The following is a 22,094-nucleotide window of genomic DNA, read 5'->3' as shown; positions in this document are numbered from 1 at the left end:
AGTGGAACCCGGGTCTGTCCGGCGCCGGTGATCGGCGCCGGGCGCCGGCCCGCAGCGCATCAACGGCCGGCCCCGAGCCTCACGTTATCTATTCTGCCGCTGCCGCGAACCGAGAATCCATTCACTTCGAGGATTTTTACCCCCGGCTGTGCCCTGGACAAGTCCTTTTGCAGGTGGCGGGCGAAGGTGTGCCAGTCGCCGTCCAGGGTGCCGGGCCCAAGCCCGCAATCGATTGTCCGGTCGTCTCCCGGACCGTTTCCGACAAGAGGCTTGTACCGGATTTCCCGGTAGCCGTCCGTGGTCTGCAGGTGTACCGAAACCACGTAGTCCTCGGAGAACTTCATGCTCCACTCCAGGACGAACTGACGGGTGTTGTGCCAACCGTCGAGGTCCCGGCCGCCCAGGCGAAACGCGTTGGCCGTTTCGGAGCCGGACAATTCCGTGACGGGACCGCCCCGCTCGTCGTCAAACACGCTCAAGACCTTCGCCCCGGGCGGGTCGGAGTCGGTGATGCTCCATCGGCCCGGCACTCCGCGCGATACCGCGCAATAGAGCGTTGAGGGGAACGGCTGCGGCACGCTGGTGATCAGGATCTTGTCCAAGCGCGTGCCGTCCTCTTTTTGCTTGATCCTGAGCGTATGGTCGCCGGCCCTCAGCCGCAGTTTCAACGGGGAACCGGAGGACCCGTCGCGCACCTGGTCCCACAGCCACCCGTTGACGATCGCGGTGTTCCAGGTGAGGAAAGGGCCGGAATCGACCGAGACGAAAAAGGAATTGCGGGTGCTGTACGGACAGTATTCGCGTCCCCAGAAGGTATAGTCTCCGGCGGCGGTCACCGTGAATGCATAGGTGGCGGTGCCCCCTTCCCGCAGGGGGTCCGAAACGGGCTCCCGCCCTAAGGGCACCCGGATAAAACCGGTGCCGGACGTGGTCACGCCCGTTTCCAGGGGGACCTCCAGAGCGCCGGCTTCCGCCTCCAGGTAAACCGATTCGTGCGGTTGGATGCCGCCAAAATCGGGCGCCGCAACGGAATCGCCTCCCGCGTCGTTGACGCCGGGAGCCGGGGGATCGGTTCCGGACAAGACTTGCAGCTCGAATGCGCCCTCGGATGCCGGGGTGTCGGGCGTATCCCCGGAATCACCCGTCTGGAGGCGCTTATCGTGGATCGGTGCCTCATTCGGGGGGAAGACCACTTCTTTTGAGAATCCGCTCTCCACCCCGGCGGCATAGGAGGTTACGGCAAAATAATAGGTTCTGCCCTTCACAAGGTTCCTTACCGTCCCGGAAGTCGCTTTGCCCAGCGTCACGCGTCGGGAATAGTTGCGGTGCGATGTGCCGCAATAGATTTTGTAGCCGCGAAGGTTCTTGAACGACACGGGATTCCAGGACAGGGTGACTGACGCGGGAAAGACATCGGGAGCGATCGAGAGGGCGGCCGCGAGGGCAACCAGGAAAGTCGTCAAACGGCGGATGCGCCGGAATTTCGTTGTGGGGCCGGGCAAGGGTTTTCTTTCAGCCATGCTCCACCTCCAATGATGTTTTTTGAGGGGGAGCGACGGTTGTGGCGCCGCTCCCGCTCTGAGAGCCAGCTACCGTATACAGGAACTTCGGCGCTCGCGCAAGCGATTTTGGACGGAACGGGTGGTTTGTCCGGACCTCCGCATTGAATGTCCGGAGTGCGGGGTTCGCGTCGAAGGCTGCCCCCGGACCGTCGGCATCCATCAATGTGTTGAAAACAAACAGGAAACTCAATCCGTGGTCCGGAAGGCGCCAGGTGTCGGGAATGGGTGCCGGGAAGATCGGTTTAGAGCCCGAGGTCGAACACCTTCCGGAAAGCCTTCGGAGAAAAGGGGAGTGGGCGGATGGAGCCAACGATGCAGGGATAATTCCCGTGACCCGGCCCGTTGCTCCGGAGAACCGGAGGGGGGCGAGACCGGGCACTGGGGATCGGGGAAAGCTCGATTCATAGGATTCCGGCTTTTTCAGGAATCCCCGCTCTATGGGCTTTCGCCGGCGGAAGAGAAGGGCCTGTACCCGCGAGGGTACCCGCCGGCGGATGCGATCGCGGTCTGCCGAACGAAGACGGAGTGCTTTCAGATATCCGGTCTTACGGTCATCGAAGCGTGGAGAACGGTCACCCGGGGTCGAGGGTGCGCCGGCTGCTTGAGCCGCAACAGATTCGGATGCTCCTCAGCGAACGAGAACAGTCGGAAGAGGATTCCGTCAACGTGGAGCACAACCGGCTGAGCCCGCGCAGGATCACTTATGCTTTACCGAGGGGAACACATATGCGATCAGAAGAGCAACCCTCCACGAACAACCTGTCGTCCGTCATGGAAAAACGCCGATGCAAGCGTTTCCGAATCCGGGACAACATCTACCTGACCTTCTGCTCCGGTCTTTACAGGCTGGGAAGGATCATGGACATAAGCAAGACAGGCATCTCCTTTGAATACCTGGCATTGGAAGAACACTGCCGAGTGGATAGGGTGGAGATAGACATCTTCTCCAATTCAAGGGGCCTGTACATTTCCAGGATATTGTGCAGAGTGGTCTACGATATCAGGTGCAACGATTATCAGAGTCTCATCGGTTTGGAAAACAGGCGTTGCGGCCTGGAATTTGCGCGGCTCTCCGAAGAGCAGATGAGCGGGTTGATGCCGGTGATCAACGAATTCCGCTGACGCCTGCCCGGGCTTGCGGGTCGGCGCTCCGGCCGGATTCCGGCGGCGGGCCGGGTCTTCCGCCCGGGCAGCGTTCGATCCGGTGGTTTCCGCGACGAGAGTGTGCAAGAAATGTTGATGCCATGCGGTTGAGGCACTTTTTCGGGGCGCGGCCAAACCGCGGAGTTCGAGGGTGGAGTGAAACGTCACGTGCATGACGAGTGTTTGCGCGAGAGCCGGTATAGAGTCCCTGCCGCTTGCTTCACCGGCGGCGGATCGATGATGGATGCCGATTTGCGTTCGATGTGGCGCGATGAGAGGGCTCGACGCAAGGGGAGGCGGGCGGGGACGGACGCCATATAACTACATGCAGCAAAGGGAGAGCTTCATGCTCTCCCGCCCAGTGTTGCCGCCTTGACCGCAGGCCGGTATGAGACGGAATGTCTGAAAATCGGGCCATGAGACCGAAACCCGGGGACTCATGGCCCGATTTGTTTTTTCCGGGAGGCGCATTCCGCGCCCCCTCGTCAGGCTACCTCAGCCTCACGTTGTCGATTCTGCCGCTTCCGCGAACGGAGATTCCGTTGACCTCCAATATGGCAATGCCGGGCAGGACGCGGCCGAGATCCGCCCGCAGGTCCCGGATAATGGTGTGCCACTCGCCGTTTCTGGTGCTCGATCCCAGCCCGCACTTCACGGCGTCGCCGTGCTTTTCAATGAAGTCGAGGTCCATGGGCTGATACACGATTCGTCGGTAACCGGCGGTCGTTTTCAGATGGACGGAAATCAGGTAGTCTTCCGCGAATTTCATGCTCCACTGGAGGTCGAATTGACGCGAATTGTGCCAGCCCTCGTGATCCGATCCAAGGTGGTATTCGTTCCTGATGCCGCTGCCCGACAAACTGACGACGACGCTTTCCCTCTCGATATCGGGGATCGAGGAGACCCGTCCCCCCGGCGGATCGGGATCGGTGATGCTCCAATCGCCGAACACTCCGGCTGCTCCGTAAGAATACACGGTGGAGGGGAAATGTCTCGGGTTGGTCGAGAGCAGCAGCTTGTCGATTCTTGTGCCGTCCTCCTTCTGTTTGATTCGCAGTGTATGCTCGCCGGGAGTCAGGTGCACCACGAGCGGTTTGCCGGAATTCCCGATCCGCAGTTGTTCCCATTCCCATTTTTTGACCAGAGCCGTGTTGCAGGGGAGGAAATCCCCGCCGTCCAGGGAGATGAAAAATGAGTTGTGGGCCGTGTTTCTGGAGTATTCCCGGGCCCATACCCGGTACTTGCCGGCGCTCGGCACCTTGAAGACGTAATGGGCCGAGCCGCCTTCCTGAAACGGGGTTGAAATGCTTCCCGTTCCGGTTGGAACCCAAATGTAGCCCCCACCGGAAGCCGATGCATCCGATCCCTTCGTCATGGGCGTCGAGAACATAGAGGCTTCCTCGGCCTCGACGACGACGGCCGTTCTGTTGTTCTTGATCTTGACGGTCACAACGGCCGTGTTGGAGTCTCGCTTGCCGTCATTGGCCTTGAAAGTGAAAGTGTCCGTTCCGGTGACATTGGAATTGGGGGTATAGGTGAAGGCCCCGTTGACGGGATTGTTGAGTACCGCCGTGCCGCGAGTGCCGTTGCTGACGATGCTGAAAGTCAGAGGGTCTCTTTCCGGATCGGTCGCCTTGAGGAGACTACTGACGGGCTTGTTCGCCAGGGCCTGGACGTTCTTGTTGTAGGCCAGAGGGGGGCTGTTGGCAGCCACGACGGCGATCGTCACCGTTGCGGATGCCGTGCCGCCGCAACCGTCGGCAACCGTGTAATTGAACGAATCGGTTCCGTTGAAATCAGTGTTGGGCGTGTATCGCAGGAAACCATTGTCGAGCCGGACCGTCCCGTTGAGACCCTGAGTGAAGGTGGAAACCGTCAACACGTCGCCGTCCGCGTCGGTGTCGTTCGAAAGCACGTCGGCGGTGACCGCGGTGTTTTGGGGCGTCGAAACGGCGTCGTTCAATGCCGTCGGAGCGTCGTTCACGGGGGAAATCGTCACGGTCACGGTCGCCGTGTTCGAATTCGCCTTTCCGTCGGAGGCCTTGAAGGTGAAAGCATCCGTTCCAAAAGCATTGGACTTCGGGGTGTAGGTGAAGGAACCAATGGACGGGTTTGTCACGACCACGGTTCCCAAAGTGCCCTGGGCGACGATGCTGAAGGTCAGAGGGTCTCCGTTCCCGTCGGCGGCAATGAGCGTGCCGCTCCCGGGCGTGTCCTCGGTTGTGTCGATGGCGGATTGCTGAGCCACCGGAGGTTCGTTGGGGATTACGACGGCAACCGTCACCGTGGCCGTTGCCGTGGCGTCATGTCCGTCGTTCACCGTATAGCTGAAGGAATCATTGCCGTTGAAATCCGGGAAGGGCGTGTAAAGAAGGGAAGCGCCGCTGACCTGGACCGTGCCGTGGAGCCCCTGTGTAAAGGAGGCGGTCATCAACACGTCCCCGTCCGCGTCGGTGTCGTTTGCAAGCACGTTGACGATGACCGGGGTGTTTCTCGAGGTCGAAACACTGTCGCCGAGGGCTATCGGGGCATCGTTCACCGGAGAGATCGTCACGGACACGGTCGCCGTGTTCGAATTCGATTTTCCGTCGGAGGCCTTATAGGTGAAGGTGTCCGTCCCAAAGGCATTTGGCTTTGGGGTGTATGTGACGGAACCGCTGGAGGCGTTTGTGATGACGGCGGTTCCCAAGGTGCCCTGGGTGACGATGCTGAAGCTCAGAGGGTCTCCGTCCCCGTCGGCGGCAATGAGCGTGCAGGACTCCGGTGTATCCTCATCCGTGCTCAGAGAAGTGTCCTGAGCAACGGGTGCAAGGTTGGCAGATGGAATGGTGCAGGATACTTCTTCAGAATAATCGCTTTCCTCGTTCACGTCACCGAGGGATGTGACGGCGAAAAAGTATGTCGTTCCTTCGGCAAGGTTCGGGACGGTGCCGGCGGTCACGTCGGCCAGGGTCACGCTGGCGGTGTAGCTGCGGCTCGATGTTCCGTAGTAGATTCTGTAGCCCGTGAGATTCGTTGCCGTGACGGGGTCCCAGGTAAGAGAGGCCGAAGCCGGGTAGGCACTTGATGCAACCGAGAAAGAAGTCAGGATTACAGCCAGGAAGACGATGAGATGGAAAAGAAGGGAACGGCCTCTTGCCGAGACGCCGGACAGATTGTGACCAGGCATGTTGTCCTCCATGCGGGCGCCGCGCGAGAATCAGCCCCGGGAGGCGCTGTTCGCCATCGGCAACCCACCTGCCGCATCCCAGGCACCTGGCGCTTGGGCGCATAGCATCAATGTGGTTGTTCTTCAGGATTGTGTGCCCTTCGAGAATTTCCATGGGCGATACGTGCGACCAGAGAGGAGCAATTTTGATGCCAGGGGAAAACTCAGGTCCCGTTCGCACCTGGTGGAGCGAATCCCGGAAGGCAATGCAAGGGGCTTACAAAGAATATTGCTGAGAAAACGGATCGAAGGCGGGGAAAGCAAAGTGCCGGGATGATGGAAAAGGCTCCGTCGAAAGACTCTCGGGAACGGATCCCGCATGACCGTGAAGGAAGAAAATGAAACCGGTATTACAAGGTTGTAATCTCCTCCGTCCGACGACCGCAAACGCGGGAAGCCGCGCCCGGGGTCCTACGCAATAGGACCTGTTCAATGGGAGAGAGAAACGGGGCGACAATGGAGGGTATCACCTGTTCTTGCGCCACCTGGGATGGGTTATGCCGTATTTTTTTACCTTGTAATTGAGCATGCGCGGCGTGATGCCCAACATCGAAGCCGCGTCTTTCTGCGTCCAGTGGCATGCCTCCAGTGCATCCAGGATCATTTCCTTCTCCCGGAGGGTCAACTCCTTGAGGGTGGAGTCCGTTCTGTCGCTCCTGCGAGCGGGAAGAGGCAGGAACACGTTCTCAGCATGAATGACCCTGTTCTCCTCGAGAAAAACGGACCGTTCGATTGTGTTCGAGAGCTCGCGGATGTTCCCGGGCCAGTGATAGTCTTTGAATAGGGCGATGACTTCGGGGAGGAATCCCTCTATTCGTTTCCTGGCGGTACGGCATATCTTGCCCAGGAGATGATACGAAAGGGGCTCGATGCATTCGCGCCTGTTCCGCAAGGGCGGCAAGTGGACTCGGAGCACATTGACGCGGTAGTAGAGATCTTCCCGAAATGCCCCGTTTGTCACCTGTTCGTCAAGGTTCTTGTTCGTGGCGGCAATGATCCTTATGTCGCTATGAATCGTCTGATTCCCACCGAGCCGTTCGAAGGCTTTTTCTTCCAGGACCCGCAGGAATTTGGCCTGCAGGGCCAGGGAGAGCTCCCCGATTTCGTCCAGAAACACGCTGCCGCCGTTGGCCTGCTCCAGCCGTCCCACCCGAGTCTTGTTCGCGCTGGTGAAGGCTCCCTTCTCGTGCCCGAAAAGCTCGCTTTCAAGGAGCGCCTCAGGTATGTTGGCGCAATTGATCTTGACGAAAGGCTTCCTGCGACGTGCACTGTTGAAGTGAATCGCCCCGGAGAGAATGCTTTTCCCCGTGCCGGTCTCTCCCGTCATGAGAACGACGGAATCCGAATGGGCAAGCTTTCTGATGGTCGACATCGCATGTTTCATCGAAGCGCTGGCCGCAATTATCCCATCGAAATCATAAATAATATCCTGCTGCCTTCTCAGGTAGTCGATCTCATCCCTGAGGCTTCGGTTTTCAAGAGCCTTGTCGACCGCCAGTTTGATCCTCGTTCCGGAATAGGGCTTGGGAACGAAGTCAACCGCGCCGGCCTTCACCGCCTCGACGATGAACTCCGTCGCCCCAAGTGGACTGGTAACGATCAAGGGCGTGTAGGGAAGGACCCTTCGCAGCTCTTTCAGTCTTTCGATCCCGTTTGATGATATTGCTTCCAGGTTGATAATAACAGCCTCATGTGCTTCTCTCGCTAATAAATCGTAACCGGTTGTATTCTCAGACGTAAATACGACTGAGTGCATGGGTTGGAGCGCTTCCCTAAGGCACGCTCTCCAACGGCGATCGTCCTCGATGACAAATACGCTGGCCATGACCACTCCGGGTTGGTGGGATATGTTGCGGGATATTTTATATCATTGGCATTTGACTTGACAATTTAAAAATTGTTGCATAGGATTATTCACTCACATTGAAGTTATTAAAATCACTTGACTACTTTTGTGGAAGCTTCATCGGCGAGCCGGCAGTCCATCCGCTCAACGCATCATTGAGACGGGATACTCAAAGCTCATCTTACACAACGACTTGGCGTGTTCAGCCCTGAGGCGGTCGGTTTCCCGGCGGTTCAAGACTTTCGCGTACGGCTTCGATCGGCATATTCATGAGCAAAAAACAAGGTCTTTTCGAACATTCCGCTCACTATCGTCCGTACGGTCCGTTCCGGTAGAATGACGTGAATGATTATAACAGAGAATTGCCTGATATCAAAATGCTGAAGCAATAAATTTTATTAAGGCTTGATTGAAATGGAACATTATGATTTTGATACTGATTTCAGTATACTTATTGCAGATGACGATGAATCTTTTTCCCAGCTTCTTGCTGATTTGTTATTGTCTCAAAATTTTGATGTAAGATATATTCGTGGACCTAAGTATAATATTGAACGTATTCTTGAAAGCAAATTTGATATCTTATTGCTTGATGTATTTTTAGGAGAAGTCAATGGTCTCGATTTGATTCCGAGTATTAGATCACACTATCCAGATTGCAGCATAATCGTCATGACGGGATATCCTGACAAAGATATTGCAATAAAAGCACTACAACTTGGGGCCTTTGACTTCCTTGAAAAGCCTTTCCCAGGAGAACTGCTGTTCCATGTTATTTCACGCACTATGAAAACCCTCCATGACAAACGTAAAGTGGCGAGACTGTTCTACGATCTTCACAAGAGTCAAACGGAACTGATTTCAAATCAAGAACGACTGGAGTATCTGAACAAGCAGTTGAGAGAGACAAACAAAGCATTGGCTATTTTTGCACAGAATATTGAAAGCGAAAAAGACGATTTGGAGAAGCAGATTGCAGTGAAACTTAGATCTCTTATCGTTCCTTCTATTGAGAAGTTGCGAAACGATAATATTTCTTCACATTATAATAATCAAATTGATATGCTTATTAGGCAAGTTGAAGATCTCACCTCAGATTTCTCACCGGACGCAAACCTGGCGTTCAAGCTTTCCATTACTGAATTTCGTATTGCATCCCTCATAAAGCATGGAAATACCACGGAAGAAATAGCCAGACAGCTCCATGTTTCCCCGAGTACTGTTCGATCGCATCGGAAAAATATCCGGAAAAAACTGAAGATCAACAATGCACGATACAGTCTGAAAAACTTCCTCTATTCCAGCGAACGCCACAAATTGCAGGGGAATAAGGGATAGGTCTCGAGATCGCCGGGATGTCCGTTCACCTTCAAGAGCCCGGAATCAGCTGTCGGAGGGCAATGATACGGATTTACCTAGAAAACAGACTCCCTCGGGAGTCTGTTTTCATGCTTCGCGGGTGTCGCAGGGGGCATGGATAATTGCGTTCAAAATGATACTCTCAAAGCGTGGGGGACGTATCCCCCACACCCCCTCGCTGCTTCGCGGCTCCGTGTGGCGCTGCGGCGGCGGCCTTCGGCCAGTCGCCGACAGCGCCGAGCACTCGGCCTCACGCGCTTGCGCGTGTGGCCGAAACTTGGGGGGTGCGGGGGAATCATTCCCCCGCTCTTTTGTGTTTGAAAGATCCATCTTGCACGCAACTTCGTATGAGACGGTGAATACGAGGTCCGTTTCGTCGCCCGCCGCAAACGACAGGGATATCTCGGCAAGGTCTTCTCATTGTTTTGAACCCCGGTGAGCGGGTCTTCCAGGCGTTGGTCTGTAGCGGCTTCAGAGGAACCGGGGAGCAACAAGCCCGGAGATTCACGATGGAATTCGGGCATGCGCTGAATTTTCCCGGTATATATGGACGTTACGGGCTGATGCGTGAGCAGAAGAGAAACGAGAATGAAACTCGAATTACGAACCTGTATTTCCAGGCACGTACGGCAACTCTCGTGGGAAAAGGCCTTCGAGCCCGGCGGCGAGAATCCGGAACCCGTTTTCGGTCGACGTGGAGACCGGTTTGAGGATGCCGATCAGGAATGGTTGCTTTTGCCGAACCCGCGAAGTATGCGCTGAAGTTTGCGAGCTTGTGCGGGGACCGGCCCGAGGAGTTTCACGCGGCAGTGTCGAACGGAGTGTAGGGTTTTCGGGGCAGCGTGTGCAGGGAAATGCCTACAAGGTCCCGCCGGGGGGAGGATTCGGGGTTCCGTCGGTGAGAAAAAAAGTAAAAAAAAGAGAAACCACACAACCCACCCCGGGCCGATGCTCGGCATGCGGGGCGCAAAGACGGTTGAGCGTGCGGGAGAGACGGGGAGCGTTCGGACAGGATGCCGGGGTTTTCATGGCTTGCGGGAAAGCCGGCAATGCTTCGACGTTTGGCTCATGGGCAAAGCGGCATCGTTGATCGATCCGATCGCCTGGCCATCCAAGTTCCGGGATGGTGTCCCGCTTTTCGGTCCCGGCTGAAACGCGCGCGGGGCCGGCTGGGCGGGCCGGCCCCATCGGCATGCCGGATCGGGATTTCGACTGGAGGAGATCACGCGTTCACCGATTTGAGGAATGCCGGGAAAGCGGCAGCCGGCTATGCACCTTTTGCGCTCAGGATGGCCAACGTTTCGGCCTCGAGCGTGGTTTTCGGCGCTTCGATGATTCTTCCCAGCTCTTTCCCGTTCCTAACAAAGATTATCGTGGGAAGGGTGTCGACCCGGTACCGTTCGGCAATCCCGGTTTTATCGCTCATGTCTTCATCCACGGCGTAAACGGCGACTGAAATTCCGGCGTTCTTGGTTGCGTCGAGAATTCTGAAAAATCTCCCGGCCTGCTGTTGGGATTCCGCCGACCATGTTCCCAATACCGCGATCACCTCGACCTTGTCCTTAACGTCCTTGAGCTGCCGGATCGCGTCCTCGTTCAGGTAATACACATCCGCATTCATTTTCATCGCCGGGCAGGCCTCGTAGACTTGTTCCTTGGTTGTTTTCCCCACCAGCGGACTGCATTTCCCCATGATTTCCTCATCGTCGTAAAAAGCGAGACCGACTCCTTGGAAAAGAAATACCGAGACTGCAATCACCAGTGCGAAAAGGGCCGTTTGCGTCATCCTGTTCATTGGATCCTCCCGATTCTGTGTGATAGTCAATGCGTTCCTGTTCCATATTCTCGCCTTTCGGCAGGCCCCGTGCACTCATTCCTTCGGGGCGCTCCCGCCGTTGGAAGCCTGACGCCTGCCGCATGCAAGGTGAATCGCGTCCAGCAGCTGTTGCTGATCGAATGGCTTTCGCAGGTATGCCACGGCGCAGGCCCTTGCCGCCTCGGCCAACCACTGCGGACTGTCATGAGCGGTCATGAATATGACCGGGTTGAACACGTTGAGGGATACGAGCCGATCGTACAAATCGAGCCCCGATATGCCCGGGAGGCGGATGTCCAGGACAAGACAGGCTCCGACCCGCACGCAATCGGAATGGAGAAAGGCTTCGGCACAGTCGAAAGTGACAACATGATATCCGTTGGCTCTGAGCAATCGTTTCAGAGCTTTCCTGATCGAGGCGTCGTCGTCCACCACGAAAACATTGCAGGGAATCTCGGCCTCCATGAACACCTTTCCCGGATCAAGGCACCACTCGCTCTGCGCGACACGGTAATCGCCCTCTCGAAGCAACGGGAGACACGGGGCGGATCGATCGGCTCCCGACATGTCCGGTATATAGACCGATCGCGGAGAGAATACTATTGGACCTTGGTCCAATACGAAGAGCCGTGAACGGCGATGTGGCGGCTTGCGGGGCAGCGACCGCGGCTCCTGTTGCGAACCGCTCCGAGCGGGGAATTCGCGTCTGGGGGGATCGGCGGCGCCGCTTTGCGGCAGGCTTCAATGCGGGGAGAGCAGAAAGGCTACTGTGGCCGATCCGGAGTCCGATCCTGCGTTCCCCTGCGTTTTGCGGGGTGGAGGCGGAGCGCGATTAAGGGTGACGCTGCGTTTGGCCCGGTGTGGAGCGGATACCCAGTTTCTCCGCGAAACGGACCAGGTCCGCCACGGATTCGGCGCCCATTTTCGCCATGACCCTTGCGCGGTGTACCTTGATGGTTTTTTCGACGGTGCCGAGCGCGAAGGCGATCTGCTTGTTCAGCATGCCCGCGACGACGTGTGCAAAGACTTCGTGTTCCCTGGGTGTGAGCGTGGCCAGGCGCTGCCGGAGGTCCCGGATTTCCTTGCGATGCCGCCTGGACTCACGATCTTTCTCGATGGCCTGCCCGACCACGCTCAGCAGGTCCGTGTCGCCGAAGGGCTTCTGGAGAAAGTCGACGGCGCCCGCTTTCATGGCGCGGACGCTCATGGGGACGGTTCCATGACCGGTAATGAACACAATGGGAAAGGAATCCTCCCGCTTGGCCAGATGGTCCTGCAGATCCAGACCGTTGAAGGCCGGCATGCGGATGTCGAGCACAAGACAAGCCGGAGCGTCCACGGGCTTGTAATCCAGGAATTCCAAAGCGGAGGAAAAGGTTTTCACACCATGGCCGGCGGCTCGCAGGAGCCTATCGAGCGCCTTCCTGACCGAAAGGTCGTCATCGACGACGTACACGAACGGTTTTTCCTCGATCATGACCGGCTTTCCTTGTCCAGAGGAAGGGAAAAGAAGAAGGTGGCGCCTCCCTCCGGGTTGTTCTTCGCCCCGATGGTCCCACCGTGGGCCTTGATGATGGTCTGGCTGATGGAAAGTCCCATGCCCATGCCTCCCGGTTTGGTCGTGACGAAGGGCTCGAAGAGATGAGCCATCACGGCCTCGTCGATACCCGTGCCCGAGTCCGTGACGGAGAGTTGCACGGTCCGCTCGTCCCTTAACAGCGTTCCTATCCGGATTTTCCTCGAAGGATTGGGCGTGTTTTTCATGGCGCCCGCCGCATTCACCATCAGGTTGAAGAGGACCTGCTGCAGCTGGACCGGGTCCGCGCACACGATGGGCATTCCGGCGTCGAATTCGGTGGTGATGGACAATCCGTTGAGCAGCGAAGCGCTTTCGATCAGGGCCACGCTTTCCAGGACGGCGTCATGGATGTTCACCCGCTCGTGTGAGGCCGCCCCTTTCTTGAGAAGGGAACGCATTCTCCGGATGACTTCGCTGACCCTTTTATCATCCTCGATGATATCGTCGAGGATCTGCCGGATCTCATCCGTTTCCGGCACCTCCCTGGCCAGAAAATGCTGGGCGGCCTGCGCGTTCGACAGGATTGCCGTCAGCGGCTGGTTGATTTCATGGGCGAGGGATGCGGCCAGTTCCCCGAGCGTTGCAACCCTCGTGACGTGGGCCAGCTCGATCATCCGGCGGCGCGCTTCATCTTCCGCCCTTTTTCGTTCCGTAACGTCGGCGTGGCAGATGACCGCTCCGCCTCCCGCCCTCTTGAAAGGCATGACCCTCATGGCGAACCACCGTTTTTCGGAGAGGGCGTCGCAGGGGTACTCCAACGAAAAAGACTCCTTCCTGCCGTTGAGCACCGATCGGATTCCTCTGAGCGCCTGTTCCGCAAGATCGTCGCGGGTCTGGACCGCCCGGTGGCAAACGTCCAGGTAATTGATCCCCACGCCGACCCGGGGGGGCGACGAGGTGTCGTTTTCCGCGGCAAACCTTTCCCAGGCCGCATTGACGGCGAGGATGACGCCGTTGCCGTCGATGATCGCGATACGATCGTTGAGAGAGGCGAGGATGCTCCGATTGAAGGCTTCGGAATCGCGGATGGCGTCCCGGGTTATCTTGCTTTCGGTGATGTTCTTTACGGTGTGAACGGCCCCGGCGACCTCACCCTCAGGGCCCGGCAGCGGGTCGGCGGAGACGAGGAACCATGCCTTGCGTTTTTCGTCGTATAGCTCCGTCTCCGTATGGATCCCGGTTTTCATCATCGCCCTCACGGGACACAGGGGAACGGGCGAGTCCTTCCCGTGCATCAGGGTGTAGCAGTGTTTCCCGGGAATCGCGACGGGCGCGACATTCAAAAAGGCTGCCGCTGCGGGATTGGCGCGCAGGATTCGAAACCCGCGGTCCAGGATCATGATCGGGTCTGCGATGGAATCGAAAGTCGTCTGCCATTCGTCGTCGGCTCTCCGGACCTGCCGGTGCAGGCGCGCCAGGTCCGTCATATCGTGCTGGATGCTCCATGCCTCGACCAGGCGTCCGTCGACGCACCGTCCGACCATGCCGGTTCGGAAACTGTGACGATTGCGGAGTTGATCGTAGCCATAGGTTTCGCAGCTCTTGACGTTGTAGCCTGAACGGATGAAACTTCGCAGGAATTCAATGTTTTCCGTTTCCGTGGGCGTGAGGATGTCCCCGAGCCGGGCTCCGAGCATCTCGCCGGCCGTTCCCATCCCGTACATCCGCGCAAAGACGTCGTTGCACTCCGCAAGCCGGGCGTGCCAGTAGAACCGTTCAATCTGCTCATCCTCGGCAAGGGTGGTCGGGATGGGACCGTCGACCTCCCACAGCGAAATTCCCTCCGTGCTGAGCGCGATGAAGGCGCGGCATTGCTCTTCGCTCCGTTGCAGAGCTTCCTGCGCCTCGTGAAGATGCGTGACGTCGCGATTGCAGGACTGAACCCCCAGGTATTCGCCCCGCTCATCGGTTACCGTTCGACAGGCGTGATTGATCCAGCGAATGCTGCCGTCATGCCTGCGGATGCGGAACTCGGTCTCGCGGGACGGCTGCTCCGCATGAACGTCGTGCCGATGTTCATCCCAGAGTCGGCGGTCTTCCGGAAGAATCATTTCGCGAAGCAGAGACGGTTGTTCGATAAATTCCCCCGGGCGATATCCCGTAATGCGCTCGCACGCCGGAGACACGTAGAGCAGCCGCCCGTCGGACGCAGTCCAGCTTTCCCAGTCGCAACTGAGGTTCGCGACGGTACGGTATTTGGGTTCCGGCTCGCCCCAGGCGGAATTCGCACGGCGATGGGTCCGGACAGCGAGGACCATTACGAGGATGAGGAGCAGGGCAACGGCCGCCGTCGAGGAGATGTCGGAGATTCTTCCTTCGACGTCCGATGCCGTCAAGTCCCATGGGGCCGCAAGACAGAGCGCAGGCTGCACGAGCAGCGCAATCCATGCCGTGAAAAGCGATATGCCGCTCAGGATCGCTTGAGTCCCCATAGTCTTGTTCGCTCCGGAACCTGCTTTCGACCCGTGTGAATCTTCGTGAGCGCTCCGCAGGAGAACATCTTTTATAACGTGATGTGCAATTCCAGGTGCCGGCGAAACCTTGCCGGGTGTGCCTAATTTCCGGCAAGGAGTCTTTTCCCTTCATATATCGGCAAGTTGCTGCCGGATACTTACCGGATCGTGAATATCATTCGACGGCCCATGCCGTAGCGCCGGTCCCGGCGCCGCGCGCAACGCGAACGGGCGATGAAGGTCCGGGGGCGGCGGTCCCGCCGCAGGAACGCCGCGCGGACGTTCCTCCACCTCTCCGAAGCCGCTGGTGAGCCACGTAATGCTCCACGGTGTCTGCACCCTGTTCGTTTATGATCGTGTTTCCTGGGAAAATTTTGTTTGTATGCGTCAGCGCATTCTATACATCTTTAAGTGGCGGTTTCACAATAATTATTTGTACATCGGCGGGCATGCGGCGCCTTGCTTTGTCTTTCATACGCGGGCGGCAACAGGCGGCCGCACCGGAGAAAGGCAGAAATGCGGGATTGCGGGCGGTATCGGGACCGCGGCGGAGAATTTCGTTGCAATAATCGGCCACGGTTCATATGGTGATGAAAAAGGACCGCCGCATCACCACGGGGTTCGACGGCAGGGGCCGGGGCGCAGGGCAGCGGAGATCCTCAACGGATGCCACCACGGTTGGAATCAATATTGGAATCAACAAAGGAGCAGGAGATGAGAGCAAGAACAGCTTGGTTTTTGATGGCGGCGGTACTTCTCATTCCATGTATCTGCCAGGCGCAAATGCAGTCCGGTGCGGTCACCCAGGGGGATATTGCGCCTTTCCTGGGACAGTGGACCGGCCAGCACGACGAATGCCGAAGTGCCGCCAACTGTGAAAGCAGGAGCGTCCACATGACCATCACGGAAGACACGGTCACGTATACGCTGAGTGCAGCGGACGGCGGTTTCGCCAGGCACACCAAGTCCACTTCGGGGCCCAGTGCGAAAAGCTACCCGGCGAAGTTCGAAAAGGCCGACGGCGTCACCACCATGTCATTCACAACGCAATCCGGAAACAAGATCAAGTTCTCGCTGTCGGGAGGCAGGCTCACGGGGAAGGGCACCGGCGGAAGATTCATCGTAAAGTACAACCTCACGAAAGCGGGAAGATAAGGTGCGGGATGCCCAGGCCCGACGCGGCATCAATTTGCGATGAACGGTTCGGCCTGTTTGCGGTCCGGCGTTGAAGCAGGATTTAAACCACCGGGCCGGGTCATGTTCGCGCAAGCGTTTTCCGCGCCCGGGAAGCCCTGGATCGGGCGGCCTTTCCCGCGGAACCCCCGGTCTGACGAACGACGGCCGCGCCGGATGCCGCCGCGATGAACCGTCTTGTGCACCGTTGTCTTCACAAGGGACACCGTTTCACTCCTCTCGGGCGCCGCCTCAAGAGTGAATGTGGCGGATTGTCGGGCGGTGAACGCGTTCGTGGGTTCGAAACGAGACGGGGATGCATGTGCACTGGTTTTCGTTACCGAATTGAACTAATATGAACAGGGTAATGGCCGGTGACGTGCCCGACGGCTTTGCGGGTTCGGGGTAGCCCGAGCGGCCCGTCTGCTTCGATTTGTCCGAGAAGCGCCGGGAGCGGAAGGGCGGATTGTCGGAAGGGGGGGCGCACCGCTGTCGAGCTTGGGTGAAGATCGAGTCAAAGGAGGTTTTCAATGGCGCTCTACCTTGTTCAACACGGCCGGAGCCTCCCGAGGGAAATCGACGCGGAACAGGGATTGTCATCCGAGGGAATCGCCCAGGTCGAGCGTATCGCCGGGGTTGCCCGGGGTTATCGGGTCAGGGTTTCAAAGATTCTGCACAGCGGGAAAAAAAGGGCTCGTCAGACCGCTGACATCTACGGCAGATTGTTGGAACCGGCCGGTGGGATCGAAGAGTGCGCGGGGTTGAATCCGATGGATGACGTGTCTTCGTTCGCGGGACGTGTCCGAAGCGATGAAAATCTCATGATTGTAGGACACCTGCCTTTTATGGAAAAATTGACCTCACATTTGGTTGCCGGGTCGGCGGAAAGGCGCGTGTTCAAGTTCCAGAACGGGGGCATCGTTTGCATGGACAAGGAGGCCGGCGACCGTTACTGGTTCATCAAATGGACATTGATGCCCGAAATCGGATAAGTGGCGGAGACGGTACGTTCCGGGAGATGATGCGATGAGAAAACGGACGGCGATCGTCGTGCTTTTCGCCTTGCTTCTGACAGCCTCCGCGGGGTTGGCCGAAGAGGATGCCGTGGTCAGACCGGCCGGCAAGGGGGAATGGAGGCTGTACGGCGCGAACGGGCAGTTGATGGGGGCGATCCGGAAGACTCCTGACGGCAAGACTGCGCTGGTCTCCAAGTCGGGTGCGTACATCGGGGTGTTGGGCCCCGATGGAGAACTCTACATGACGGGCAGGCATTCGACGATGACGCCCGATATGGCGAGGTTGTACCTGGAGGCCGTGAAGGCGCTGTCCACGTTGAAATGACGTTGGGTTCGGCCGTGTGGACCGGCCCGGGCAATATCCTTCACCGGGCCGATTTGAGTTTGCGTTCCGCGGGAAGGAGCTTTCGGTGTTGGGCCCCGGCGAGGGGTTTGAGCCGCGGAATCGACGGCACGACAGGCCGGCGCGCTTTGGACGGCCGGTGTAAATATGCGGAGGGAGTGAACCGTCATGGTCATTTTGCCGATAGTCAACACGACGAAAAAATACACGGTCAACCCGACGAAAATCATCGCGCTGGGGCTCAACTACAGGGCGCATATCGCCGAAAGCACGACCGTGAAGGTCCGAGGCTTCACCGACGAGGTGCCGGAGGAGCCGATTCTGTTCCCCAAGACCCCTAATGTCCTGATCGGGCCCGGTGAGTCGATTGTCATCCCGGCATTCCTCAAGGAATACGGGTTTCCTGAACCGAGAACCGACTATGAAGCCGAACTGGCCGTGATCATCAAGGATGAATGCAAGAATGTCGGTCCGGGGGATGCCTTGAAACACGTGTTCGGATACACGTGCATGAACGACGTGAGCCAGCGGAATCTGCAGACGGGCGACCGGGCCGGATGGTTCCGGGGCAAGTCGCTCGATACGTTCGGCCCCATCGGGCCGGTGATCGTGAGGCCCGATGACCTGGGAGATCCGCACAACCTCAGGATATGCTGTCGCTTGAACGGTGTGACGGTACAGGATTCCAACACGGGGAGCATGATCTTCAAAATTCCCGAAATCATCGCGTTCGTTTCGAGAAACTTCAAGCTCATGCCCGGCGACGTCATTGTCACGGGGACTCCGAGCGGCGTCGGCCCCATCAGGCATGGAGACGTGGTGGAAGTGGAGATTGAGAAGATCGGCATCCTGCGGAATCCGGTTGTGGAAGAATGATTCGACGGGTTGCGGCGAGTGTGACGAAAATGATCTCGATACTGAAATCGATCTGGATCTGGGTGGCCATGATTTCCCTCATTGTTTTGTGGCTGCCGTTGCTCGGGATCATTTGGCTGTTCGACCGGAATCCGGTGCGCTTTCGCACGGGCCGGTGGTTCCGCCGGCTCGGCGTGAGCATGGTGAAGTGCAATCCGGCCTGGAGAGTTCACGTCTCAGGAGTGGAGAACTTCGAGCCGGAGCGCGCCTACGTCGTGGTGAGCAACCATCAGTCACTGGCGGACATTCCCCTGATTTCCCTGCTGCCGTGGGAGATGAAATGGATCGCCAAGGCCGAGCTCTTTCGATTGCCTTTCGTGGGCTGGATGATGCGCATGGCGGGAGACATCCCGCTCGATCGCGGACAGCGCAGCGGGGCGCCGGCCCTGTTGCGGGCGAAAAAGTATTTGCAGCAGAAGTGCCCGGTCATGATCTTTCCGGAAGGGACGCGGTCGCCGGACGGCAGCGTCAAGGGTTTCACCGACGGCGCTTTTCTCCTGGCCATCAAGGCGGGGGTGCCCGTGCTGCCGCTTGCCGTGGAGGGTTCCTATGCCGCGCTGCGCAAGAACAGCTGGAGATTCGGGGAACCCCAGGATGTGTATCTCACCGTATTGCCGCCCGTTGACACCACGGGCCTCTCTTCCAGGGATGTGGAAAGCCTCCGGGAGCGATCCCGCCGCATGATCGAAGAAGAGGTTCTCAAGTGTCGTGAGGCGACGGGGAAATCTCTCTCCGACCGTTCGTTGCTCTGAGTTCCCGCTCTTTTTCAAGTCTCGATACGCCTCAGGACAAACAGGAGATCCCAGACGGCAGACCCATGTTTTGCTTTCGAAGGGAGCCGTGCTGAATGTGTCCGAGGGCTGCTCATATGGAAATGGTTGCGGTGTCTGAGTTCAAGGCGGACCGGTCCGCCGCCGGGCGTTTTGCCCGTTCTTCCCGGAGAGCCCCAACAACCCGGGAGTGAACGCGCGGATCTCGTCCGGGCGGGAAATGAAAAGACACAGGGGACAGTGTTATGCGAAAAACGGGTTTCCTATACGACGATCGGCTTCTGCTTCACTGCACGGGCTCGAATCATCCCGAGTCGCCGGAGAGGCTGGAGGCGGTCTACCGAGGCGTGGAAGAAGCCGGGCTTTTTCCCAGGCTCACCCTGATAAAAGCGAGTCCGGCGAAGTTGAAGTGGATCGAAGCGGTTCACTCGCCCAAACACATCATGCGGTTCGAAGAGGCGTGTCTCCTGGAGATGGGAGAATTCGACCATCCCGACAACCAGATGTGCCGGGAAAGCTACGAGACGGCGCTTCTTGCCGTCGGGGGCCTGCTCGAGGCGGTCAGGATGGTGATGGAGGGAATAATCGACAACGCCTTCTGCGCGGTGCGCCCTCCGGGCCACCATGCCGAAATGAATCGCGCTCTCGGTTTCTGCTACTTCAACAATGTGGCGATTGCCGCGCGGTACCTCCTCAACGAATGGGGAGTGGAGCGGGTCGGAATCGTGGACATCGACGCCCATCACGGCAACGGCACGCAACACATCTTCGAAGACGATCCCAGCGTGTTTTATTATTCCGCCCATGAACATCCTTCCTTCGCGTTTCCCGGGACCGGTCGTGAATTCGAGACGGGAGTCGGCGCGGGTTCCGGGTTTACGCTCAATTGCCCTTTGCTGCCCGGGCAGGGCGACGAGGAATACATGGCCATTCTGGAAAGGGATTTGGCGCCTGCGTTCGCCGAATTCAAGCCGCAGGTCATTCTTGTGTCGGCAGGTTTCGATGCGCACGTGGGTGACGATATGTCCGACCTGAAGCTCTCGACGGAAGGTTTCTCCCGGATCATGCGCAAGCTGGTGGAATTGGCGGACGCATATTCGGCGGGAAGGATCATCTCCGTTCTCGAAGGGGGTTATTCGGTCCAGCTCCTGCCGGAACTGATAAGGAATCATGTCTCAATTCTGCTGGGCCTGTAATGGATTGCAGACGTTTCACGGCTTTGGCAACAAACCTGGAGGTGGACGATGTTTATCGACAAGTCGATGACGAAGAAAGTAGTCACGGTCGGCCCGAACGACGGGATCCTGGAAACCAGGGAACTCCTGGCCAAGAGCAGCTTCCGCCATCTCCCCGTGGTGGATGAAGAGAACCGACTGGTTGGAATCGTGACGGACCGGGATATTCGCAGCGCCATGCCGTCGGTGTTTCTGGACGAGAATGAAACCCTGAAGGAGCGCGAGCGCCTCGCTCAGATGAAGATCAAGGACATCATGACCAAAAACCCCGTCACGGTTAATCCCGCGAACACCCTGGAGGACGCCATCCTGCTGATGCAAAGGATGCGAGTGGGGGCGTTTCCGGTTGTGGATCGGGAAGGGAAGCTGCGCGGAATGCTCTCCATCCGCGACCTTGTGCGAGCTTTTGTCAACGTCCTTGGCCTGGAGGAGCCCGGAACCCTGCTTTGCATCAAGGTGCAGGAGCGCGTCGGGGAAATGAAGAAGATCGTGGACGCCATCACCGAGGAACACATCTCCTTCGGCAGCATATTGGTCAGCCGGTACTGGGAGGAGGGGAAGCGGGCCGTGTTCCCGTATCTCTTGACCACAAACGTGGCCCACGTCAAACGAAAGCTGGTCGAGATGGGCTACGAGTTGATCGATCCCATGGAATGGACTCTGGATGCTCTGCCCAGGCCGGAATGATCCGAACACCCGAAGGCGCGGACCTCCCTTCGGGCCGCCGGGCGGCAGACCGGGGTGGGCCGGGCGGCGAGCGTACGAGATGGTCGCGGGCCTTCACTCCTCTCGGCGGGTTGTTCCATGAGCCGTCCGGGAGCTTTCGTCTTCCAGCGCCGCCACCTTGGCAAGGCGGCGCTCGAACCGCTCGGCTGGCCTGTAGCGGGCCTTCAAAAAAGCCCGCAGGAGTTCCTTGGCGAGTTCCACCCCCACGACGCGGCCGCCGAGGCACATCATGTTCATGTCATCGTCCTCGACTCCCTGGCGTGCGGAATAAACGTCCGTGATGAGCGCCGCGCGCGCACCGGGCACCTTGTTGGCCGCAATCGACGCACCGACGCCGCTGCCGCAAACGGCAAGCCCTCTTTCCACCGTTCGTTCGACCACCGCTCGGGCAAGCGGCACGACATAGTCCGGGAAGTCGTCGGCCGGGTCGAACCGGCGTGCTCCGAAATCCACCACGTCGTGGCCCGTTGCCGCGAGTTCCTCCACCAACTGTCGCTTGAGCTCGAAACCGCCGTGGTCCGCCGCGATTCCGACACGCATGTTCAGTTCCCCTTTCCGTTTCCGATTGATACCAAGGTGCGTTCAAGATGACACAACACCTGCCCGGTGGGATGTTGACGCGGGAATAAACCCCGGGGACCGTGCGGATCCGTAGGGTGGGCACGGTTCCTCCGTGCCCACGATCAAGCCGGGCCTCGTGCACCCGCACTCGTCATGATCGCTGCGAAAGCGTGCGGCCACCAGCCTCTTCAATGGGGGCGTTCCGCCGGGCGGGGTGCTCGACGTTGAAGCGGTGGCGGCGCGAGCCGATCCCGCCTCCTTCGGCGAAGGCACCGCCAGAACGGGGAGGGGCTGCGCCCTCAGATCACCCGAAGTGTCCACGGGCCGAAAAAGGCCGCGGTCGAGTCGAACATGAAGGCGCCCGTTTCGAAAGCCCGGCAGCGAAAGAA

General features: G+C 58.4%; 17 protein-coding genes. 9 read left to right on the top strand and 8 right to left on the bottom strand.

The features are described from left to right. Positions 1 to 59: 59 nt before the first annotated feature. Positions 60 to 1,520: a fibronectin type III domain-containing protein gene (locus SFUM_RS04945; protein ID WP_011697819.1), complete on the bottom strand. Its 1,461-nt coding sequence runs from the start codon at positions 1,518 to 1,520 to the stop codon at positions 60 to 62. A 768-nt stretch (positions 1,521 to 2,288) separates the two neighbouring features. Here SFUM_RS04945 and SFUM_RS04935 point away from each other — a divergent pair. Then, positions 2,289 to 2,684 carry a PilZ domain-containing protein gene (locus tag SFUM_RS04935; protein ID WP_011697817.1) on the top strand — a complete coding sequence of 132 codons (396 nt, stop codon included), beginning with the start codon at positions 2,289 to 2,291 and terminating at the stop codon, positions 2,682 to 2,684. 511 nt (positions 2,685 to 3,195) lie between these two features. Here the strand turns inward: SFUM_RS04935 and SFUM_RS04930 are convergent. Both SFUM_RS04930 and SFUM_RS04925 read right to left on the bottom strand, forming a co-directional pair. After that, complete coding sequence (locus tag SFUM_RS04930) at positions 3,196 to 5,874, bottom strand: Ig-like domain-containing protein (RefSeq protein WP_011697816.1); 2,679 nt, start codon at positions 5,872 to 5,874, stop codon at positions 3,196 to 3,198. Positions 5,875 to 6,379: 505 nt separating this feature from the next. Then, positions 6,380 to 7,738 carry a sigma-54-dependent transcriptional regulator gene (locus tag SFUM_RS04925; protein WP_011697815.1) on the bottom strand — a complete coding sequence of 453 codons (1,359 nt, stop codon included), beginning with the start codon at positions 7,736 to 7,738 and terminating at the stop codon, positions 6,380 to 6,382. Positions 7,739 to 8,173: 435 nt separating this feature from the next. On the opposite strand from SFUM_RS04925, the gene SFUM_RS04920 reads away from it, so the two are divergent. Continuing rightward, the gene (locus SFUM_RS04920; RefSeq protein WP_041439882.1) at positions 8,174 to 9,097 is read left to right on the top strand and encodes a response regulator; all 924 of its coding nucleotides are present in this window, start codon (positions 8,174 to 8,176) and stop codon (positions 9,095 to 9,097) included. 1,288 nt (positions 9,098 to 10,385) lie between these two features. On the opposite strand, the gene SFUM_RS04905 is transcribed toward SFUM_RS04920, so the two are convergent. From SFUM_RS04905 to SFUM_RS21410, 4 genes are all read right to left on the bottom strand, one after another. Beyond that, on the bottom strand, positions 10,386 to 10,913 hold the full coding sequence (locus SFUM_RS04905; protein WP_011697812.1) for a thioredoxin domain-containing protein: 528 nt from the start codon (positions 10,911 to 10,913) through the stop codon (positions 10,386 to 10,388). 75 nt (positions 10,914 to 10,988) lie between these two features. After that, positions 10,989 to 11,399 (bottom strand): response regulator transcription factor, encoded by a 411-nt coding sequence (locus SFUM_RS04900; protein WP_011697811.1) that lies wholly within the window; start codon positions 11,397 to 11,399, stop codon positions 10,989 to 10,991. 367 nt (positions 11,400 to 11,766) lie between these two features. Beyond that, positions 11,767 to 12,411, bottom strand: coding sequence for a response regulator transcription factor (locus SFUM_RS04895; protein ID WP_011697810.1), 645 nt, complete (start codon positions 12,409 to 12,411; stop codon positions 11,767 to 11,769). Then, positions 12,408 to 14,945, bottom strand: coding sequence for a PAS domain-containing sensor histidine kinase (locus SFUM_RS21410; protein ID WP_011697809.1), 2,538 nt, complete (start codon positions 14,943 to 14,945; stop codon positions 12,408 to 12,410). Before SFUM_RS21410 ends, SFUM_RS04895 begins: the two co-directional genes overlap by 4 nt. 735 nt (positions 14,946 to 15,680) lie before the next feature. On the opposite strand from SFUM_RS21410, the gene SFUM_RS04885 reads away from it, so the two are divergent. From SFUM_RS04885 to SFUM_RS04855, 7 genes are all read left to right on the top strand, one after another. Beyond that, a complete protein-coding gene (locus SFUM_RS04885) occupies positions 15,681 to 16,121 on the top strand; it encodes a hypothetical protein (RefSeq protein WP_150109433.1) in 441 nt (146 codons plus the stop codon). 548 nt (positions 16,122 to 16,669) lie between these two features. Further along, positions 16,670 to 17,131, top strand: a complete 462-nt coding sequence (gene sixA / locus SFUM_RS04880) for a phosphohistidine phosphatase SixA (protein ID WP_011697807.1) — start codon at positions 16,670 to 16,672, stop codon at positions 17,129 to 17,131. 34 nt (positions 17,132 to 17,165) lie between these two features. Beyond that, positions 17,166 to 17,480, top strand: coding sequence for a hypothetical protein (locus SFUM_RS04875; protein ID WP_011697806.1), 315 nt, complete (start codon positions 17,166 to 17,168; stop codon positions 17,478 to 17,480). A 186-nt stretch (positions 17,481 to 17,666) separates the two neighbouring features. Further along, positions 17,667 to 18,374, top strand: a complete 708-nt coding sequence (locus tag SFUM_RS04870) for a fumarylacetoacetate hydrolase family protein (RefSeq protein WP_011697805.1) — start codon at positions 17,667 to 17,669, stop codon at positions 18,372 to 18,374. A 29-nt stretch (positions 18,375 to 18,403) separates the two neighbouring features. Further along, positions 18,404 to 19,165: a lysophospholipid acyltransferase family protein gene (locus SFUM_RS04865; RefSeq protein ID WP_011697804.1), complete on the top strand. Its 762-nt coding sequence runs from the start codon at positions 18,404 to 18,406 to the stop codon at positions 19,163 to 19,165. Positions 19,166 to 19,428: 263 nt separating this feature from the next. Then, positions 19,429 to 20,379 (top strand): histone deacetylase family protein, encoded by a 951-nt coding sequence (locus SFUM_RS04860; protein ID WP_011697803.1) that lies wholly within the window; start codon positions 19,429 to 19,431, stop codon positions 20,377 to 20,379. 48 nt (positions 20,380 to 20,427) lie between these two features. Beyond that, positions 20,428 to 21,105: a CBS domain-containing protein gene (locus SFUM_RS04855; RefSeq protein WP_011697802.1), complete on the top strand. Its 678-nt coding sequence runs from the start codon at positions 20,428 to 20,430 to the stop codon at positions 21,103 to 21,105. 93 nt (positions 21,106 to 21,198) lie between these two features. Here SFUM_RS04855 and SFUM_RS04850 read toward each other — a convergent pair whose 3' ends face one another. After that, a complete protein-coding gene (locus tag SFUM_RS04850; RefSeq protein ID WP_011697801.1) occupies positions 21,199 to 21,684 on the bottom strand; it encodes an RpiB/LacA/LacB family sugar-phosphate isomerase in 486 nt (161 codons plus the stop codon). Positions 21,685 to 22,094: the final 410 nt, after the last annotated feature.

Origin of the sequence: Syntrophobacter fumaroxidans MPOB, assembly GCF_000014965.1 — a bacterium.
Taxonomy (GTDB): domain Bacteria; phylum Desulfobacterota; class Syntrophobacteria; order Syntrophobacterales; family Syntrophobacteraceae; genus Syntrophobacter; species Syntrophobacter fumaroxidans.
The sequence above is the reverse complement of the archived record's forward strand: the minus strand, read 5'-3'. Positions and strand labels throughout refer to the sequence as shown.

Excerpts from the sequence above, each read along its gene's own strand:
- SFUM_RS04945 (WP_011697819.1), bottom strand. The coding sequence starts at position 1,520 with ATGGCTGAAAGAAAACCCTTGCCCGGCCCCACAACGAAATTCCGGCGC.
- SFUM_RS04935 (WP_011697817.1), top strand. The coding sequence starts at position 2,289 with ATGCGATCAGAAGAGCAACCCTCCACGAACAACCTGTCGTCCGTCATG.
- SFUM_RS04930 (WP_011697816.1), bottom strand. The coding sequence starts at position 5,874 with ATGCCTGGTCACAATCTGTCCGGCGTCTCGGCAAGAGGCCGTTCCCTT.
- SFUM_RS04925 (WP_011697815.1), bottom strand. The coding sequence starts at position 7,738 with ATGGCCAGCGTATTTGTCATCGAGGACGATCGCCGTTGGAGAGCGTGC.
- SFUM_RS04920 (WP_041439882.1), top strand. The coding sequence starts at position 8,174 with ATGGAACATTATGATTTTGATACTGATTTCAGTATACTTATTGCAGAT.
- SFUM_RS04905 (WP_011697812.1), bottom strand. The coding sequence starts at position 10,913 with ATGAACAGGATGACGCAAACGGCCCTTTTCGCACTGGTGATTGCAGTC.
- SFUM_RS04900 (WP_011697811.1), bottom strand. The coding sequence starts at position 11,399 with ATGGAGGCCGAGATTCCCTGCAATGTTTTCGTGGTGGACGACGACGCC.
- SFUM_RS04895 (WP_011697810.1), bottom strand. The coding sequence starts at position 12,411 with ATGATCGAGGAAAAACCGTTCGTGTACGTCGTCGATGACGACCTTTCG.
- SFUM_RS21410 (WP_011697809.1), bottom strand. The coding sequence starts at position 14,945 with ATGGGGACTCAAGCGATCCTGAGCGGCATATCGCTTTTCACGGCATGG.
- SFUM_RS04885 (WP_150109433.1), top strand. The coding sequence starts at position 15,681 with ATGAGAGCAAGAACAGCTTGGTTTTTGATGGCGGCGGTACTTCTCATT.
- sixA (WP_011697807.1), top strand. The coding sequence starts at position 16,670 with ATGGCGCTCTACCTTGTTCAACACGGCCGGAGCCTCCCGAGGGAAATC.
- SFUM_RS04875 (WP_011697806.1), top strand. The coding sequence starts at position 17,166 with ATGAGAAAACGGACGGCGATCGTCGTGCTTTTCGCCTTGCTTCTGACA.
- SFUM_RS04870 (WP_011697805.1), top strand. The coding sequence starts at position 17,667 with ATGGTCATTTTGCCGATAGTCAACACGACGAAAAAATACACGGTCAAC.
- SFUM_RS04865 (WP_011697804.1), top strand. The coding sequence starts at position 18,404 with ATGATCTCGATACTGAAATCGATCTGGATCTGGGTGGCCATGATTTCC.
- SFUM_RS04860 (WP_011697803.1), top strand. The coding sequence starts at position 19,429 with ATGCGAAAAACGGGTTTCCTATACGACGATCGGCTTCTGCTTCACTGC.
- SFUM_RS04855 (WP_011697802.1), top strand. The coding sequence starts at position 20,428 with ATGTTTATCGACAAGTCGATGACGAAGAAAGTAGTCACGGTCGGCCCG.
- SFUM_RS04850 (WP_011697801.1), bottom strand. The coding sequence starts at position 21,684 with ATGCGTGTCGGAATCGCGGCGGACCACGGCGGTTTCGAGCTCAAGCGA.